Origin of the sequence: Streptomyces sp. DH37 (assembly GCF_029813835.1) — a bacterium.
Lineage (GTDB): Bacteria > Actinomycetota > Actinomycetes > Streptomycetales > Streptomycetaceae > Streptomyces.
This window is the reverse complement of record NZ_JARVKV010000023.1, coordinates 27,615-44,369: the sequence shown is the minus strand read 5'-3', so window position 1 is coordinate 44,369 and position 16,755 is coordinate 27,615. Positions and strand designations below refer to the sequence as shown.

Sequence of the window (16,755 nt, the reverse complement as noted above, 5' to 3'; positions counted from 1 at the left end):
GCCGGTGAGGCATCATCTCCTGCATGGGGATAGTCGCCGGCCTGGACAGTTCGTCCGAGTACACCCGCATCGTCGTCTGCGACACCGACACCGGTGCCGTCATCAGACGGGGACACGCCCCGCATCCCGTGCCGGAGGGCGCGGACGGCGGGGAGGACGGGGCCGCGCCGGCCGGGGGGAAGCGCACCGAGACCGACCCGCAGGCGTGGCTGCTCTCGCTCGGCGAGGCCGCGGCCGGCGGGGTGCTGGAGGGCGTCCAGGCGATCGGCGTCTCGGCGCAGCAGAACGGGCTGGTCGCGCTCGACGAGGCCGGCAGCCCCGTACGGCCCGCGCTGGTCGGCAACGACCGGCGCGCGCAGACCGCGGCGGCCGACCTCGTCGACGCCCTCGGCGGACGCGAGGCGTGGGCCCAGGCGGTGGGCGCCGTGCCGCAGGCGGCGCAGCCGGTGGCGAAGCTGCGCTGGCTGGCCCGGCACGAGCCGGAGGCGGCGCGGCGCGTGGCCGAGGTGCTCCAGCCGCACGACTGGCTGGTGTGGCAACTGCTGGGCCGCCCGCCGCGCCGCACCACCGACCGCGGCGACGCCTCGGGGACCGGCTACTGGTCGGCCGCCACCGAGTCCTGGCGGTCGGACCTGGCCGAACTGGCGCTGGGCCACCGGGTGAAGCTGCCGGAGGTGCTCGGCCCGGCCGAGCCCGCCGGCCACACCCCGGAGGGACTGCTGATCTCGGCCGGCACGGGCGAGACGATGGCCGCGGCCTTCGGGCTGGGCGTCGGGCTCGGCGACGCGGTGGTCTCGCTGGGGGCGTCCGGTTCGGTCTTCTCCGTGCACCACCAGGCGCTGGCCGAGCCGACCGGGACGATCACCTCGCTCGCCGACGCCACCGGCATGCACCTGCCGGTGGTGCACACCCTCAACGCCGTCCGGGCGCTGCGCGGCGCGGCCGATCTGCTGGGCACCTCCCTGGAGGGGCTGTCGGAGCTGGCGCTGACGTCCACGCCGGGCTCCCACGGGCTGGTGCTGCTGCCCTATCTGGAGGGCGAGCGCACCCCCGACCTGCCGCACACCGCGGGGACGCTGGCCGGGCTGCGGCGCGAGAGCATGAAGCCGGAGCACCTGGCGCGCGCCGCCTTCGAGGGCATGCTGTGCGGGCTCGCCGACGCCCTCGACGTGCTGCGCGGCCGGGGCGTGGCGGTCAACCGGGTCTTCCTGCTGGGGCCCGCGGCCGAGCTGCCGGCGGTGCAGGCGATCGCACCGGCCCTGCTGGGCGCGCAGATCGTGGTCCCGCAGCCCGCCGACTACACGGCGCTGGGCGCCGCCCGCCAGGCGGCCTGGGCTCTGGGCGTGGCCCGGGGCGCGCTCTCGCCGCGGCAGCCCCCGGTGTGGCCCGCCCCCTCCGGCCTGGTCCTCGAACCGGGCGAGGAGCTGGCGGTGGGCCAGGCGGTGCGGCAGCAGTACGTGACGGTGCGGGAGCAGACGCACCCGGGGGCGTTCGGCTGAGCCGGCGGGGGCCGGGCTCCGCGGCGGGCCCGGCCGTCCGGGCGGAACGGGTGGTGGAGCCGGGCGGTGGGGCCGGGCGGCCGGTGCGGGCCTCAGTCGAGGTAGCCCCTGAGCTGGTCCGCGTACGCGTGGTCGCGGAGCTTGCCGAGGGTCTTGGACTCGATCTGGCGGATGCGCTCGCGGGTGACGCCGAAGAGGCGGCCGATCTCCTCCAGCGTGCGGGGACGGCCGTCGACGAGCCCGTAGCGCAGCTGGACGACCCGGCGTTCGCGCTCCCCCAGGGTGGAGAGCACCGCCTCCAGGTGCTCGCGCAGCAGCAGGAAGGCGGCGGTCTCCACGGGCGAGGGCGCGTCGCCGTCCTCGATGAGGTCGCCGAGGTTGACGTCGTCCTCCTCGCCCACCGGCGCGTGCAGCGACACCGGCTCCTGGGCCAGCCGCAGCACCTCGCTGACCCGCTCCCCGGTCAGGTCGAGCTGGGCCGCGACCTCCTCGGGCGTCGGTTCGTAGCCGCGCTCCTGGAGGATGCGGCGCTGGACGCGGACGACCCGGTTGATCAGCTCCACGACGTGGACCGGGACCCTGATGGTGCGGGCCTGGTCGGCCAGCGCCCGCGACATGGCCTGGCGTATCCACCAGGTGGCGTAGGTGGAGAACTTGTAGCCCCGGGTGTAGTCGAACTTCTCCACGGCCCGGATCAGGCCGAGGTTGCCCTCCTGGACCAGGTCGAGCATGGTCAGTCCGCGGCCGACGTACCGTTTCGCCACCGAGACGACCAGGCGGAGGTTGGCCTCGATCAGGCGGCGCTTGGCCATCCGGCCCATGACCACCAGCCGGTCGAGGTCGAGGGCGAGGCGCTCGTCGGGGCCGGGGGTGCGGCTCAGCCGCTCCTCGGCGAACAGGCCCGCCTCGACGCGCCGGGCGAGTTCGACCTCCTCGGCGGCCGTCAGCAGGGGGATGCGGCCGATCTCGCGCAGGTACTGGCGGAAGAGGTCCGCGGAGGGTCCGGTTCCGTCGGGCCGGGCGAGCTGAGGGGCGAGGGGCGGCTCCGCCCTCAGGAGTTCGGGCTCCGGCTCCCGCTCCGGAACGGTCTCGGGATGGTCGGGCGGGGTGGCCGGCGGGCCGTCCACGGGTACGGCGGCCAGGGCCGGAACGCTCGGGGCATCGGGGACGGTGGGGGCGGCGAGGGCCGCGCCGGCCAGGGTCTGGGTCTGCACGAGGGCGGCCTCCAGGTGGATCGCTGCCGGTTCGGGGGCGACACGCGAGACGAGGACGGGCGCGGCCGGACCGCTGTCCGTACCGCGACGGACGAGCGGCGCCAAGGGGGTACGCGCTCCGAGGACTCAGGCACCGCCCCCAGTGTGGGGTACGACACAGTCCGCCCACGAGGGTCGTGCGCCCGGTTTTTGAACTCCTCGGTGACCGCACGCGCACGGAACGCAGCGGAGGAAGCGGAGACGGAGACGGAGGCGGAGGATGAACGGGGGAGGAAACGGAGGAGGCCGCCGGGCAGCCGGCGCACGGGACCGGGCCGCCTCCCGTACGGCCCGCGCGGCCTAGGACCAGAGCGCGGCGGCCCCGCGGTCGCGCAGCGACCGGCCGTACCGCTCCAGGGTCCACAACTGCTCGGCGACGGCTCCCTGGGCCTCGTCGCCGCTGCTCACCAGGCGTTCGAAGGTGCCGCGCAGCTCGGTGATCCTGCGGTTGACCGCCTCCAGCCGCACCTTGACCAGGAACTCCCCGGCGTAGGCCTGGTCGGGCTCGCGCGGGGTGCGCAGCGGCTCGACACTCAGCTCGGTGATCATCGAGCGCACGGTGTCGTCCGGCGCGGCGTCGCGCACCCGGACCAGGTACTCCTGGTCGGCCCGCTCCACTCCCCCGGCCTTCTCGATGGCCTGGCGCACCTCCGCGTAGGGCGCGGCGGTGAACTCGTCGGCGCCGTAGGCGTCGAAGAGCGGCGAGACCAGCGCCGGGAACTGCAGTGCCAGCTTGAGCAGTTCGCGCTCGGCCAGCCGCTGGGGGCTGCGCAGGTCCAGCCGGGGGCCGCCGGGTGCCGGGCCGGGCGCGACCTGCGGTACGGGCGGCCCGGCGGGACGGCGCTGCTGCGGGCCGCCCGGCCCGCCGCCGGGGCCGCCGGGGCCCGCGGCCCGGCGCTCGCGGTCCCAGCGGGCGAGCTGCCCCACCCGCCGTACGACGAACTCGGTGTCGAGGATGCCCAGCAGCCCGGCCAGGCGGACGGCGTACTGGTGCTGGATGGAGCCGTCCTTGATCCGCGCGACGATCGGCGCGGCCTCCTCCAGCGCGGCGGCGCGGCCCTCGGCGGTCTCCAGGTTGTGCTGCCCGGTGACCGAGCGGATGGCGAACTCGAACAGCGGGGAGCGCCCCTCCACCAGGGCCGCCACCGCCTCGTCGCCCTCGGCGAGCCGCAGCTCGCACGGGTCCATGCCGCCGGGGGTGATGGCGATGGAGGTGCGGGCGGCGAACTTCTGGTCGTCCTCGAAGGCGCGCAGCGCGGCCTTCTGCCCGGCGGCGTCGCCGTCGAAGGTGAAGACGACCTCCGAGCGGGAGTTGTCCATCAGCAGCCGCCGCAGGATCTTGATGTGCTCGCCGCCGAAGGCGGTGCCGCAGGTGGCGATGGCGCCGGTGACCCCGGCGAGGTGACAGGCCATCACGTCCGTGTAGCCCTCGACGACCACGGCCCGGCCGGTCTTCGCGATCTCCCGCTTGGCCAGGTCGATGCCGTACAGCACCTGGGACTTGCGGTAGATGGCCGTCTCGGGGGTGTTGAGGTACTTCGGCCCGTTGTCGTCCTCGCGCAGCTTGCGGGCGCCGAAGCCCACGACCTCGCCGGTGATGTCGCGGATGGGCCACATCAGACGGCCGCGGAAGCGGTCGATGGGCCGGCCGTTGCGGCTCTCCTGGGCGAGCCCGGAGAGGATCAGCTCCTTGTCGCTGAAGCCCTGGCCGCGCAGGAAGCGGGTGAGGTGGTCCCAGCCGGCCGGGGAGTAGCCGACGCCGAAGTGCTGCGCCGCCTCCTGGGCGAAGCCGCGCTCGGCGAGGAAGCGGCGGCCGATCTCGGCCTCGGGCGAGTCGAGCTGCTCGGCGTAGAAGCGGGCGGCGGCCTTGTGGGCCTGGACCAGCCGGATGCGCTCGCCCTGCTGGCGGCCGGGCGCGTAGCCGCCCTCCTCGTAGCGCAGGGTGACCCCGGCCTGGGAGGCGAGCCGCTCGACGGCCTCGGAGAAGGAGAGGTGGTCCACCTTCATCACGAAGTCGAGGGTGTCCCCGCCGGCCTGGCAGCCGAAGCAGTGGTAGAGGCCCTTGCTCGGACTGACGTGGAAGGAGGGGGACTTCTCGTCGTGGAAGGGGCACAGGCCCTTGAGGTTGCCGCCGCCGGCCGGGCGGAGCTGGAGGTACTCGGAGACGACGGCGTCGATCGGGACCGCGTCCCGTACCGCCTTCACGTCGTCGTCGTTGATCCGTCCCGCCACGGCAGAAGTCTACGGCGGTCCGCCGACAGCCCCGGCACGCCGGGCCTGCCGGGTCCCCCGCGCCTCCCGGACGAAGACGAGGTGCGGGCCGACGCCCTCGATCTCGAACTCCTCGCCGTGCACCGCGAAGCCCTGGCGCTCGTAGAAGCCGCGGGCCGGGGTGCGGCCGTTGCACCACAGCAGCCCGGCGCCGCGGGCGGCGGCCTCGGCTGCGCCCGCGCGCAGCACGGCCGCGCCGTAGCCCCGGCCGCGGGCGGCGGGGGCGCTGGCCATGCCCCGGAAGCGGTACGCGGACGCGGTGGAGCCCGGCAGCGGGCCGGGGGCCGGACCGGGGAACGGCTCGGGAAAGAACGTGCCGCAGCCCAGGACGGCCGGATCGTCCCCCTCGTAGGCGGCGATGTGGAACGCCGCCGGGTCGCCGTCCTCGGGGAAGGCCGCCGACTCGCGCGGCAGCCCCGGGCGCAGCACCTGCCACCGCAGGTCGAGGACCTCGGAGACGGGCACCACGGCGGTACGGATCACGGGGATGGTCATGTCCGCCACGCTACGGCTCCGCCGCCGGGGACCGCCGGCCGGGTCGGCGGCCGGGTCGGGACCGGCGCCGGCCCGCACGGTCCCCGGCCGGCTCCGGTCAGGCCCCGGCCAGGCCCTCCAGGGGCACCGAGGGGTCGGCCAGCTTCTCCGCGTCGATCCCGCGGCCGGAGCGGACGAGCCCGCGGACCGGTTCGGCGACGTCCCGGACGTTCATGCTCAGCCCGGCCAGCACCCGGCCCTCGCACAGCCAGAACGCGACGAACTCCCGCTTGCCGAGGTCTCCGCGTACGACCACCTGGTCGTACGTGCCGGGCGGCGCCCAGCCGGAGTACTCCATGCTCATGTCGTACTGGTCGGAGAAGAAGTACGGCACCCGGTCGTAGACGACCTCCTGTCCGAGCATGGCGCGGGCGGCGGCCGGGCCGCCGTTGAGCGCGTTGGCCCAGTGCTCGACGCGCAGCCGGGCGCCGAACAGCGGGTGGTGGAGGGCCGCGACGTCGCCGGCCGCGTAGACGTCGGGGTCGGAGGTGCGCAGCGAGGCGTCCACGGCGACGCCGCCGACGGGCTCCCCGGCCAGCTCCAGCCCGGCGGCCCGGGCCAGGGAGACGCGGGGGGCGGCGCCGATGGCGGCGAGCACGGCGTGCGCCGGGTGCTCCTCGCCGTCCTCGGTGCGCACGGCGAGGACCTGGCTGTCCTGGCCGACGATCTCGGTGAGCCGGGTGCCGAAGTACAGGCGCACGCCGTGCTCGCGGTGCAGGTCGGCGAGGACGGCGCCCAGCTCGGGCCCGAGGGCGGAGTGCAGGGGGGTGGGGTTCGGCTCGATGACGGTGACCTCGGCGCCGTAGGAGCGGGCGGCGGCGGCCACCTCCAGGCCGATCCAGCCCGCGCCCGCGACGACCAGGTGCCCGTTGTCGCGGCCCAGCCCGGTGAGCACGCCGCGCAGCCGGTCGGCGTGCGCGAGGCGGCGCAGGTGGTGCACGCCGGCCAGTCCGGTGCCGGGGACGTCCAGGCGGCGCGGCTCGGCGCCGGTCGCCAGCAGCAGCGCGTCGTACTGGATCCGGGTGCCGTCGCCGAGCTCCACGGTCTTCGCCGCGCGGTCGAGGCGGACGGCGGGCTGGCCGAGGTGGAGTTCGATGTCGGCCCCGGCGTACCAGGCGGGCTCGTGGACGAAGACGCTGTCGCGCTCGGCGGCGCCGCCGAGGTAGCCCTTGGAGAGGGCCGGCCTCTCGTAGGGGTGCTCCCGCTCGTCGCCGATCAGGATGACGCGGCCGGTGAATCCCTCGGCCCGCAGGGTCTCGGCCGCCTTCGCCCCGGCCAGACCGCCACCGACGATGACGAACGTGCGATGTGCGTCGACCACGTGCTTCCTCCTCGTTGCGCTGCCCCCCCTGCCGGTGAGAGTCCCGTGAGCGTGCCGCATCGGCCGCGCCGCGGTAAGGGGCGGTGATGGGCGGTTCGGGTGCGTCCCGCGGCCGTTTCCGCGGACGTCTCCCACAGATCTTCCCCATCCTCCGGGCCGGTGTACCCCCTTCGCGCGCACCGCCCTCGTTCGTCTGGATCCATCCGGTACGCCCGCCCAGGGGTCGTACGTCCGTTCACACCGCGGGGCGGGCCGGGCCGGGCGCGGTCTGCGGCGCCTCCGGCCCGGTCCCGTACGCCCGGCCGTGGAGCACCCGGCGGGCGGTCAGGGCGAGGGAGAGCTCGGCCACCTCGTGCGGGCGGCCGAGCGACCGGCCGGTGAGCTGCTCGAAGCGGCGCAGCCGGTTGAGGACGGTGTTGCGGTGGCAGAACAGCCTGCTCCCGGCCCGCCGCGCCGATCCGTCGCACTCCAGCCAGACGGTGAGGGTGTCCAGCAGCAGGTCCCGGTCGGCGCTCTCCAGGCGCAGCACCGGGCCCAGCACCCGCTCGGCCAGCGCCGCGGCCAGGCCGGGCGAGGAGACCAGCAGGGCGGCGGGGAGGTGCTCGTGGAGCAGGACCGGCTCCCCGCCCGGTTCGGCGGAGCGCAGCGCGGTCTCGGCCAGCCGGCGGGCGTCGCCGACCTGGGCCAGGCCGTCCACCGCGAAGCTGACGCCGGTGCGCAGCCCCGGCAGCGCGGGCAGGGCGGCGGCCAGTTCCTCCAGGAGGCCGTCGGCGCCGGCGGGCCCGCCGGCGCCGCCGTGCGGGCCGGGCCCGTCACCGAGCAGGGCGATGCCCAGGTCGGCGTCGGGCCGGGGGTGCCACAGGATCCGCACGGCCGCGGGGACGCGGGAGCGCAGCAGGGCCCGGTGGGCCTCCCGGCCGGGGCCGGCGACGACCACCACGGCGTACCGGCCCCGCTCGGGCAGGTCCAGCGCCTCGGAGGTCTCCGGGAGGTCGGCGACGCGCATGGTGCCCTCCAGCAGGGCGTCGGCCATCAGCCGCTGGCGGTTGTCGCGGCGCCAGGTCAGACGGCGCTCGGCCTGCCGGTACGCCTCGGCGACCACCGCGCAGTGCTCGTCGACGAAGTCCCACACCTCGGCCGCCACGTGGACCAGCAGCCGCGCGCCGTCGGGGTCGTACCGGGTGACCCGGTCCACCAGGGACTGCCAGACCACCGCCCCGCCGAGCCGGAAGGCGCGCATCAGGGCGTCCAGCGGCAGTCCCTGCTCGGCGCGGTCGGCGCCGATCCGCCACGAGCAGTGCCGGGCGGCGTCGCGCAGTTCCTTGGGGCGCAGCAGGGAGCCCACGTTGTGCCGCAGGGAGCGGTACACCTCGTGCCACAGCTCGTCCTGGTCGACGGAGGCGGCGCGGTAGGCGGGCTCCTCCTTGCGCAGCAGCTCGACCACGCGGTCGGTGAGCTGGGGGAGTTCGTCCATCAGCGGGCGGGCGGCCCGGTGCAGCACGGCCACGGCCTCGGCGTTCACGGGGGCGCGTACGACGGGATGCATCTCGGTCCTCCACCTGGCGGGTGTCGGGAGCGGCTCGATGCAGCATTGTCAGCAGGGCCGGACCGGGATATCCAGAGGTATGCGGAAATCACTTAGCGACCGCTCAGTTTCCCAGGTGCCCGGCGTGCGGGCGTCCGGCGGCGGGTCAACCGGTCCTGCCTGGGACGACGTGTGCGGAAAGGTCCGCGGGGACCCGCGGCGGGCGGGCGTCAGCCGTCGTGCCGGCCGTCGCCCGCCGCCGCCAGGACCCGTGTGAGCTCCACCCGGGAGCGGACGCCCAGCGCCGCGAAGACGTTCCGCAGGTGGTGGTCGACCGTGCGGGGGCTGACCGACAGCCGCAGCGCGACCTCCCGGTTGGTGGCCCCCTCCGCCACGCACCGGGCGATGCGCAGCTGCTGCGGGGTCAGCCTGCCCAGCACGCGCGGCGCGCCGACGCCCGCCGCCTCGCCGGTGGCCCGCAGTTCGGCGCGGGCCTGCTCGGCCCAGCCGCGGGCGCCGCAGCGCTCGAAGGCCAGCAGCGCGTCGCGCAGCACTCCGCGGGCCGCGCCCGGCCGCCGTCCGCGGCGCAGCGCCTTGCCGTGCAGCAGCTGGGTGCGGCCGCGCTCGAAGTCGCTGTCGACCCGCGCGTGCTCCTCGAGGGCCTTCGCGAACAGCCCCGGGGCCTCCTCCGGCTCGGCGAGCAGGGCCCGGCAGCGGGCGAGCTGGACGGGCGCCATCGGGTCGGCGGTGACGGCGGTCCACCGGGCGAAGCCCTCCAGGGCGGCGCGGGCGGTCTCGTGGTCGCCGGCCTGGGCGGCCGCCTCGACCAGGCACGGCGCGGCCAGCGCCTGGAGCGCGAAGTGCCCGCGTCCGCTCCCCGGGCCCTCCCCGGACCCGGCGCCCACCAGCGGCCCCAGCCGGGCCGCCGCCTCGTGCGGCCTGCCGTGCCCCATGTCGCAGCGGGCCAGCGCCCACTGGGCCAGGGTGGTGGCGACGCCCAGGCCGTGCGGGCCGGCGTCCTCGCCCGCGGCACGGGCGTGCTCGGCGCAGGCCGCCGCGTCCCCCTCCACGGCCGCGGCCATCGCCAGCACGGCGTGGTGGTGGGCGGCGCAGTTGCGCTGACCGGTGCGCCGCGCGCGGCGCAGCCCGGCCTCGGCGTGGGCACGGGCGCGGCTGTGCCGCCCGGCCCGCAGCTCGCTGTAGGCCAGGTGCTCCAGTGCCTGGGGGATGACGGCGGCCGGGCCGCACGCCCGGGCCGCGGCCAGGGCGCGGGTGTTGAGGTCGTGGGCCGCCGCGACGTCGCCGACCACCAGGGCCACGATCCCGGCCCGGATCAGCCGCCAGGGCTGCCGCTCGCCGGCGGCGCGCTCCAGGACGCGCAGCAGGAGCGGGCCGCCGCGGGGGATGTCGCCGGACAGCACCGCGTCCAGCCCCGCGCAGTAGTCGTCGAGCAGCGGGTCCTCGGTGGGGGGCCTCAGCTCGGCGATGCGGGCGAGGTCGGCGCGGAAGCCGGCGATGTCGCCGACCGCCCAGGCCGCCTCGGTCGCGTGGAGCAGCGCCCGGCGGGCGGTGTGCGGATCGTACGGGGCCAGCAGCCGGGCGGCGTACGACAGCAGCTCGTGGGCGTCGGTGACCACGCCGTTGCGCAGCTCCAGCGCGCCGCGCACGAGTTCGGTCCGGCCGCGTACGGCGTCGTGGACGGGCAGCGCGCGGGCCTGGTCCAGCAGGGTGAGGGCGCGGTACGGCAGCCCGGCCGACCAGGCGTGCTCGGCCGCGGCGGTCAGCCGGGCCGCGCGGACGTCGGTGTCCTGGGCGCCGTCGGGTCCGCCGTCGGCGCCGGTGAGCTCGGCGGCCCGCCACAGGGCGTCGGCCAGCTCGGCGTGGACGCGCTCGTCGGTGGCCGTGGTGTCGGCGGCGGTGGCGGCCAGGGCGTCGGCGAGGCGGGGGTCGGGGACCGCCGCCGGCCGGGCCGCGGCGGCGCGGTGGCGCAGGGCCGGCAGCCGGTGCGGCGACCCCGCGCCGGCGGCCTCGGCGCCGGGGACGGCGGTGGCGTCCAGGGCGCGGGCGAGGAGCAGGTGGGCGGCGCGGCGCCGCTCGGGCGGCTCGCTCCAGTAGGCGGCGCGGCACAGCAGCGCGTGGGCGAAGCACAGGTGGTCGCCCACGCGCCGCAGGATGCCGCGCCGCTCGGCCGGGGCCGCGGCGGCGGGGTCGAGCCCGGCCAGGGCCGCGGCGCGCACCAGGGTGGAGCAGTCGGCGGCGCCGCCCAGTTCGTGCGCGGCGGCGGCCAGCAGGAGGAGGGTGCGGGTGTCCCCGGGCAGACCGGCCAGTTCGGCGGCGGCCGAGCGCAGCCGGGGCCCGGTGGCCGGGAGCGGGTGGGGCGGCGGTTCGGCGCCGGTGAGCTGGGCGGGGGTGAGGGAGGCGGCCAGGTCGGCGAGGTGGCCGGGGTTGCCGCCGCCCGCGTGCAGCAGCGCCTCCCGTACGGCCGGGTCGGCGTCGGCGGGCAGCAGCTCGTCCAGGAACGCGGTGGCGGCGGCGGTGTCCAGGGGTTCCAGGGTGAGGACGGGCAGGCCCGCCAGGAGCGGGTCCTCGCTGCCGTCGCGGCGCGCGGCGACCAGCATCGCGACGGGCAGCGGCGGGCCCAGCCGGCGGGCGGCGAAGCCCAGGACCCGGCGGGAGGACGCGTCGAGGTGGTGCGCGTCGTCGACGCACAGCAGCAGCGGCCCCTCGGCGGCCAGGTCGTGCAGCAGCGCCGGCAGCCCCGCCAGTACAGGTCCCTCGTCGGCGGGCGCCGCGCCGAGCGTCAGGGCTCCGGCGAGGGCCGCGGTGCGCGGGTCGTCCGGCGCCAGCCGGCCGGCCACCGGCCGCAGCAGGGCGTGCAGACCGCTGTAGGGGACGGCGGTCTCGGCGGCCACGCCCCGTGCGCGCAGCACGGTGCCGCCCCCGGCGGCCCTCTCGAACGAGGCCGCGGCGTGGTCCAGCAGGGCGCTGGCGCCGAGCCCCGGTTCGGCCCGCACCAGCAGCGCGCCGCCCCGCCCCCCGCGCGCGCCGCCGATCAGTTCCGCGACGGCCTTCCGTGCGGTCTTCGCACCGTGCATCCGCGCATCCCTCCTCGGAAGGGACTGTCAGGTAGCCCGAGTGTCCCTTCACGACAGCACCGGGCCAGCAAAGTGTCCATGACAATGCGGCCACGTCGCGACCGCGGCCCAGCGGTCGGCCGGGCGGTGTGTGCGTTTGCACAACGGCAGCTCCGCCGGCCGCTGAGCCGCGACCGGCGGTCTTACCGTCTGCCCATGACACGCGAGTTCACCTCCTTCGACGGCGTGACCATCCGCTACCACCGCTGGGATCCGGCGCCCGGCGGCGACCGGGGACTGCCGACCGTGGTGCTGCATCACGGCTTCATCGCCGACACCCACTCCAACTGGGTCCGGCCCGGCGTCGTCGAGGTGCTGACCCGGCGGGGGCGGCGGGTGGTCGGCATCGACGCGCGCGGCCACGGCTGCTCCGACAAGCCGCACGACTCCCGGCTCTACGGCGAGACCGCCATGGCGCGCGACCTGCTGGGCCTGCTGGACGTCCTGGGCGACGGACGGGTGCACCTGGTGGGCTACTCGATGGGCGCGGTCACCGCGCTGCTGGCCGCCGCGCGGGACGAGCGCGTCACCCGGCTGGTCGTCGGCGGGGTGGGGGCCGCGGTGGTGGAGCTGGGCGGGGTGGACACCCGGGAGCTGCCGCCGGAGCTGGTGGTGGCGGCGCTGCTGGCGGAGGACCCGGCGGACGTGCCGCTGCGGATGACCGGCCTGCGGATCTGGGCGGACGAGGTGGGCGCCGACCGCCGCGCCCTGGCCGCGCAGGGCAGGTCCATGCACCGGGGCCCGACCGCGCTGGCGGACGTCACGGTGCCGACCCTGGTGCTCGCGGGGGTGGACGACCCGCTGGCCGGACGCCCGCAGGTGCTCGCCGACGCGATCCCCCGCGCCTCCCTGCGGACGCTGTACGGCGACCACCTGACGGCCGTGCGGGACCCGTCCTTCGCCCCGGCGATAGCGGACTTCCTGGAGTCGGCCGAGTGACGCGCCCGGCCCCGCGCCCCCGCCTCGGGGACGGTCCGTCAGGTCCGTGAACACCGGGGCGCGTCGGCCGGTCCCGTACGGCCCGGGCGCCGGTCCGCCCGGACCGCCCGGTCCGCCCGGTCCGTCCCGCACGCCGTGCACACGGCCTCCGCGACCGTATCCGAACCGTTCCCCCTCCGGACCGCTGCGCGTCACATCGGGCGGGTACCGGGGCGGTGAACGGGGTACGTCCATGGCCCCACCAGGGGCGATGCAGGGAGCAGGGGCGGCGGATGCGCGTGGTGACGTGGAACGTGTGGTGGCGGTTCGGCCCGTGGGAGGAGCGGCGCACGGCGATCCTCGCGGTACTGCGCGAGCTGCGGCCCGACGTGGTGGGGCTGCAGGAGGTGTGGGACCGCGGCGGGGAGAACCTCGCCGGGTGGCTCGCGGACGAGCTGGGCATGCACTGGACCTGGGCTGCCTGGGACGTACCCGGGCAGTGGCGGAAGCGGCTGGACGACCCGGAGCTCGGCGTCGGCAACGCCGTGCTCAGCCGCTGGCCCGTCACGGACCGCGCGGTGGTGCGGCTGCCCCCGGCCGAGGGCGACGACGGACGGGCGGCGCTGTACGCGCGGCTGGACGCGCCCGGCCACCCGGTGCCGTTCTTCACCACCCATCTGACCTCGACCGCCCACGCCTCGGCCCTGCGCTGCCGGCAGGTCGCGGTCCTGGCGGAGTTCGTCGCGGCCCACCGGGGCGGGGGCGGCTTCCCCCCGGTCGTCACCGGGGACTTCAACGCCCGGCCCGACGCCGACGAGATCCGGCTGATGGGCGGTTACCGGACCGCCCCCGCCGTCGAGGGCCAGGTGCTGCTGGACGCCTGGGAGTACGCCGACCCGGCGGCCCCCGCCGCGACCCGGGACGCGGCCAACCCCTATGTCGCGGCCACCTTCCGGCCCAGCGCCCGGGTCGACTACGTCCACGTCGGCCCGCCCGGCCCGGACGGGCTGGGCCGCGTCACGGCCGTGCGGCGCGCGGGCGACGGCCCGGTCGGCGGCACCTGGCCGTCCGACCACGCCGCCGTCGTCGTGGACCTGGCCTCCGAGCCGACCCCCTGAGCGGACGCGACCGCACCGGCACGGGACGGCCGGGCGCACGGTGGTGGAGGATGGCCGCCATGGACGAGAAGCCCGTGAACATCGAGCAGCCCGTGAACCTGGCCGAGGCGCTGGCCTCCTTCTCCGACGTCTACAGCCCCCGGATCGTGACCCGCGTGAACGACTACGACGTGCGGATCGCCCACGTCCGGGGCGAGCACGTCTGGCACGTGCACGAGGACACCGACGAGTTCTTCCTCGTCCTCGACGGCCGCTTCGACGTCGCCCTGCGCGACGCCGACGGCAACGAGAGCACCGTCGTGCTCGGCAAGGGGGACGTCTTCGTGGTGCCGCGCGGCACCGAGCACCGGCCGTCGTCGCCGGGCGGGTCGATCCTGATGTTCGAGCCCACGGGGACGGCCTCGACCGGCGACCGCCACGAGGGGGAGATCCCCGCCCACGTGGACAGCACCACCGGCCACGCGCTCGGCTGAGCCCGCCCCGCCCCGCCCCGTCCCGCCGTGCGGCGGGGCGGAGCGGGGCGGGGCGCCGTCGCCTTACCACACCCCGGCTATTGGTCTGTACCAGTTTCGGACAACCCGGCATACCGCCGCATTCCCCGTCGCATCCGGCACGCGGCGGAGTCCGGCGCCTCCCTCGGCGGCCGTCCGGCTCCGGTTCGACCTGTGCGGACCGCACTCCGCCCACGACCGGACCCCGCGCGCCGGACCCGGCCGCACACCGCCGCGGCGCCCCGGTCCGAGCCGAAAACGGCCTCGCCAATTGGTCTGTACCAACTTACCGTCATGGCAACGCGCCCCAACCCCGGAACGACCCGCCGCGACACCACCCCCCGCACCGCTCAACGAGCGGGCCGGGCCGGGCCGGCGCGACGACGGAGAAGGAGCCCCCACATGAATCCGACCAGGCGAACCCCACGGACGACACGAAGGAGTCCCGCGAGACTGCTGGCCTCGCTCTTCGCCTTCGCACTGGCACTGCCCCTCATGATTGTCATGACCTCGGCAAAACCGGCGAGCGCCCACGGCTGGATCACCTCCCCGCCCAGCCGCCAGGACCACTGTGCCACCGGGCGGGTCACCGGCTGCGACGGCCTGCAGTACGAGCCCCAGAGCGTCGAGGCCCCCAAGGGCTCGCGCCTGTGCAGCGGCGGCACCCGCTGGACCTTCCTGGACGACGACAGCAGGAACTGGCCGGTGACCCAGGTCTCCAGCACGGTCACCTTCCAGTGGCGGCTGACCGCCGCGCACAGCACCAGCACCTGGGACTACTACGTCGACGGCGTTCTGTTCAAGCAGTTCAACCAGGGCGGCGCCCGCCCGCCGTCGAACATCTCGCACACCCTCTCCGGCCTGCCCGCCGGCAAGCACAAGATCCTCGCCGTGTGGAACGTCGCGGACACCGCCAACGCGTTCTACAACTGCGTGGACGTGCAGGTCGGCAGCGGCGGGGGTGACGGCGGCGGCGGCGAGACGCCGGCCCCGCCGGCCGAGTGCGCCTCCTCCGCCGCCTGGGACCGGTCCGTGGCCTACACCGGCGGCCAGACCGTGACGCACCGGAACCACGCCTGGCGGGCCGCGTGGTGGACGCGCGGCGAGGAACCGGGCGTCTCCGGCGTCTGGCGGGACCTGGGCGCCTGCTGAACGGTGCCCGCGTCACCGAAGCGGCTGTGACGGGCGGCCGGACAGGCCCCGCCGCCCGTCCCGGCAGGGCCCGCCGGCACGGCGGGCCCTGCCGGCCGCCGGAACGCGAAGGCGGCCTGTTCACACGCGAGTGTGACCGGTGTCCGTGCCGTTGGCGCCGGGACGGCGGCCGGCCCGCCCTCACACCGCCGCGCCCGTGAGGCGGGCGTGCAGGCGGCGGGCCGAGGCGTCGGTGAGGGAGGCGATCTGGTCGACGATCACGCGCAGCCGGGCCCGGTCGTCGCCGGCCTCCGCGAACAGCGCGCGGAACTGCGGGTCCAGGCCGTCCGGGGCGCGTGCGGTCAGCGCCTCGGCCAGCCCGGTCAGGATGTCGCGCTGCTCGCCGCGCAGCCGCTCCTGGTCGGGGCGCTGCATGACGTACCGGTCGGCGACGGCCTTGAGCACGTCGCACTCCAGCCGCGTCCCGCGCGGCACCACCAGGCGGGCGGCGTGGCGGGTGAGCCGGCCCGTGCCGTACGCCGCCCGGGTCGCGCCCTCGGCGGCCAGGCAGAAGCGGCCGATGAGCTGGCTGGTGGCGTCCTTCAGCCGGGCCTGGGCGACGGCCGTCCCGTCGTAGCCGTGCGGCCACCACTCCTGGTCCAGCAGCCGGTCCAGGGCCTCGGCGAGTTCCGCCTCCTCGGTGCCGGGCGGGGCGTAGCGCTCGGCGGCGACGGCGAGGACCTCGCGGCGCTCGGGGTCGGCCAGCAGCAGGTTGGGGTCGAGGTGGCCGGCGTGCAGGCCGTCCTCGACGTCGTGGACGGAGTAGGCGACGTCGTCGGACCAGTCCATGACCTGCGCCTCGAAGCACTGCCCGTGCTCGGGGGCGCCGCGCCGGAACCATGCGAAGACCGGCAGGTCGTCCTCGTAGACGCCGAACTTCCTCGAGGCCGGGTCGGTGGGGTGGCCGCCGCGCGGCCAGGGGTACTTGGTGGCGGCGTCCAGGGCGGCGCGGGTGAGGTTGAGGCCGACGCTGACCAGCCGGCCGCCGCCCGCTCCGCCGCTCTCCTCGACGAACCGTTTCGGCTCCAGCCGGGACAGCAGCCGCAGCGACTGCGCGTTGCCCTCGAAGCCGCCGCAGGGCCCGGCGATCTCGTCCAGCACGCGCTCGCCGTTGTGCCCGAAGGGCGGGTGGCCCAGGTCGTGGGCGAGGCAGGCCGTCTCCACCAGATCGGGGTCGCAGCCGAGCGCGGCGCCCAGTTCCCGGCCGACCTGGGCGCACTCCAGGGAGTGCGTCAGCCGGGTGCGGGGGGTGGCGTCCCACGCCGGGGCGGCGCCGTCGGGGGTGACGACCTGGGTCTTGCCCGCGAGCCGCCGCAGCGCGGCGGAGTGCAGCACCCGTGCCCGGTCGCGCTGGAAGGCGGTGCGGCCGGGCCGTTTGTCGGGCTCGGGCACCCAGCGCTCCAGCGCCGCGCCGCCGTAGCCGGCGACGTGCTCCACCGTGTCGGCCACCGTGTCGGCTGTGGTGTCGTCCGTCGTGTCGTCCATGGCGTACGCATCGCC

12 protein-coding genes are annotated in these 16,755 nt (G+C 76.5%); 5 read left to right on the top strand and 7 right to left on the bottom strand.

Features of this window, described 5'->3' with window-relative positions:
- Positions 1-23: 23 nt before the first annotated feature.
- Positions 24-1,499 (top strand): FGGY family carbohydrate kinase, encoded by a 1,476-nt coding sequence (locus QC029_RS14180; RefSeq protein WP_279555990.1) that lies wholly within the window; start codon positions 24-26, stop codon positions 1,497-1,499.
- Positions 1,500-1,591: 92 nt separating this feature from the next.
- On the opposite strand, the gene QC029_RS14175 is transcribed toward QC029_RS14180, so the two are convergent.
- From QC029_RS14175 to QC029_RS14150, 6 genes are all read right to left on the bottom strand, one after another.
- The gene (locus QC029_RS14175; protein WP_279555989.1) at positions 1,592-2,818 is read right to left on the bottom strand and encodes an RNA polymerase sigma factor; all 1,227 of its coding nucleotides are present in this window, start codon (positions 2,816-2,818) and stop codon (positions 1,592-1,594) included.
- A gap of 234 nt (positions 2,819-3,052) precedes the next feature.
- Complete coding sequence (dnaG, locus tag QC029_RS14170; RefSeq protein WP_279555988.1) at positions 3,053-4,984, bottom strand: DNA primase; 1,932 nt, start codon at positions 4,982-4,984, stop codon at positions 3,053-3,055.
- 9 nt (positions 4,985-4,993) lie between these two features.
- A complete protein-coding gene (locus tag QC029_RS14165) occupies positions 4,994-5,518 on the bottom strand; it encodes a GNAT family N-acetyltransferase (protein ID WP_279555987.1) in 525 nt (174 codons plus the stop codon).
- A gap of 97 nt (positions 5,519-5,615) precedes the next feature.
- A complete protein-coding gene (locus tag QC029_RS14160; RefSeq protein WP_279555986.1) occupies positions 5,616-6,878 on the bottom strand; it encodes an NAD(P)/FAD-dependent oxidoreductase in 1,263 nt (420 codons plus the stop codon).
- Between the two features lie 235 nt (positions 6,879-7,113).
- Positions 7,114-8,424: a CdaR family transcriptional regulator gene (locus QC029_RS14155; RefSeq protein ID WP_279555985.1), complete on the bottom strand. Its 1,311-nt coding sequence runs from the start codon at positions 8,422-8,424 to the stop codon at positions 7,114-7,116.
- Positions 8,425-8,633: 209 nt separating this feature from the next.
- Entirely contained in the window at positions 8,634-11,498 is a 2,865-nt protein-coding gene (locus QC029_RS14150; RefSeq protein WP_279555984.1) for a LuxR C-terminal-related transcriptional regulator, read from the bottom strand.
- A gap of 195 nt (positions 11,499-11,693) precedes the next feature.
- Here QC029_RS14150 and QC029_RS14145 point away from each other — a divergent pair, with 195 nt between their 5' ends.
- The 4 genes from QC029_RS14145 (at position 11,694) to QC029_RS14130 (ending at position 15,216) form a co-directional block, all read left to right on the top strand.
- On the top strand, positions 11,694-12,476 hold the full coding sequence (locus QC029_RS14145) for an alpha/beta fold hydrolase (protein ID WP_279555983.1): 783 nt from the start codon (positions 11,694-11,696) through the stop codon (positions 12,474-12,476).
- Between the two features lie 272 nt (positions 12,477-12,748).
- On the top strand, positions 12,749-13,573 hold the full coding sequence (locus tag QC029_RS14140) for an endonuclease/exonuclease/phosphatase family protein (RefSeq protein ID WP_279555982.1): 825 nt from the start codon (positions 12,749-12,751) through the stop codon (positions 13,571-13,573).
- 59 nt (positions 13,574-13,632) lie between these two features.
- A complete protein-coding gene (locus tag QC029_RS14135) occupies positions 13,633-14,046 on the top strand; it encodes a cupin domain-containing protein (RefSeq protein ID WP_279555981.1) in 414 nt (137 codons plus the stop codon).
- 522 nt (positions 14,047-14,568) lie between these two features.
- The gene (locus QC029_RS14130) at positions 14,569-15,216 is read left to right on the top strand and encodes a lytic polysaccharide monooxygenase (protein ID WP_279555980.1); all 648 of its coding nucleotides are present in this window, start codon (positions 14,569-14,571) and stop codon (positions 15,214-15,216) included.
- A 180-nt stretch (positions 15,217-15,396) separates the two neighbouring features.
- Here the strand turns inward: QC029_RS14130 and QC029_RS14125 are convergent, their stop codons facing one another.
- A complete protein-coding gene (locus tag QC029_RS14125) occupies positions 15,397-16,740 on the bottom strand; it encodes a deoxyguanosinetriphosphate triphosphohydrolase (protein ID WP_279556025.1) in 1,344 nt (447 codons plus the stop codon).
- Positions 16,741-16,755 lie beyond the last annotated feature (15 nt).